Source organism: Vibrio sp. Vb0304, assembly GCF_033338995.1.
In the GTDB taxonomy this organism is placed as follows: domain Bacteria; phylum Pseudomonadota; class Gammaproteobacteria; order Enterobacterales; family Vibrionaceae; genus Vibrio; species Vibrio alginolyticus.
Window position 1 is genome coordinate 1 of record NZ_JAWOTT010000308.1, and the last position, 1,101, is coordinate 1,101.

A 1,101-nucleotide genomic window follows, 5' to 3' on the forward strand; every position below is an offset into this window, starting at 1 on the left:
TGCCGGAATACAAAGACCAAGCAGAATGGATGGTAATTTATGACAATCAGCACGTTGAGGTGTTTTGGGTTCTCGATAACAGTTGGGTAAAACAGCTTATTGCTGAGCCGTGTGAAGAGTGCTTATTCGTAAAATTTGAATATCACGAACCTATGTTTGGTGACCTTTCAATCAGTCGCGGCATGCCTAACATTATTGATGAAGACAATGCGCTATCGAGCGAGTTTTTCTTCTCTGACGAATCTCAGGCCAACATGCTCATCAAGATTTACAGTGGTGAAGCCTTGGCTGCGTACGCGAATCAGCGTCTTTTCGTGTGGGGTGTGCCTGCTACTTTGATTCTTGGGATTGTGTTTGCGCTGTTTTATATCTCAAGTAAAAGCCTAAGAAAGTCTATCAAAGGGCTGATTCAAAACGGCATCAATAACGGCGAATTTATCCCTTACTATCAAGCTATTGTGGATAGCAGAGATGGCCAAACTGTAGGTTATGAAGCGTTGGTGCGTTGGTCAAGACGCGATGGTTTGGTGCCACCTAATATGTTTATTGGCGCCGCAGAAGAGAGCGGATTGATTGTTCCGATGACGAACCAGATGATTCGCAAAATCATCCAAGATCTTGAGTCACTGCCTGAGTCGATTTGTGTGAGTGTCAATATTGTCTCTTCTCATTTAGAAACCGGTTCGTTAACCAAACTGTTGGCAGATTTGAATTGGCCGTGTGCAAACCGAATTCATTTTGAGCTAACAGAAAGAATTCCGGTTAAAGACGTAGAAGCCGCGAAAAAAGAGATTCTCTACCTCACCAACAAAGGTTACAAGTTCAAAATTGATGACTTTGGAACAGGTTATGGTGGCTTTTCTTACTTGCAGGACTTGGGTATTCGCTGCTTGAAAGTGGACAAAATGTTCGTTGATCCAATTGGCTCAGACGACCAAAAACTCAAAGTGTTGGATTCTATTGTGTCTGCGGCGATGAAAGCGGAATGTGAAATGATTGCCGAAGGCGTAGAAAACAGAAAGCAGATTGAGTATTTGGCTACGCACAATATCTACTTGATCCAAGGTTATGTGTACGCAAAGCCAGAGCCAATCGAGAATA

General features: G+C 43.1%; 1 protein-coding gene. It reads left to right on the plus strand.

Annotated elements, in window-relative coordinates; all coding sequences use genetic code 11:
- On the plus strand, positions 1-1,101 hold a 1,101-nt coding region (locus tag R7P35_RS25850), incomplete at both ends, for an EAL domain-containing protein (protein WP_318093313.1).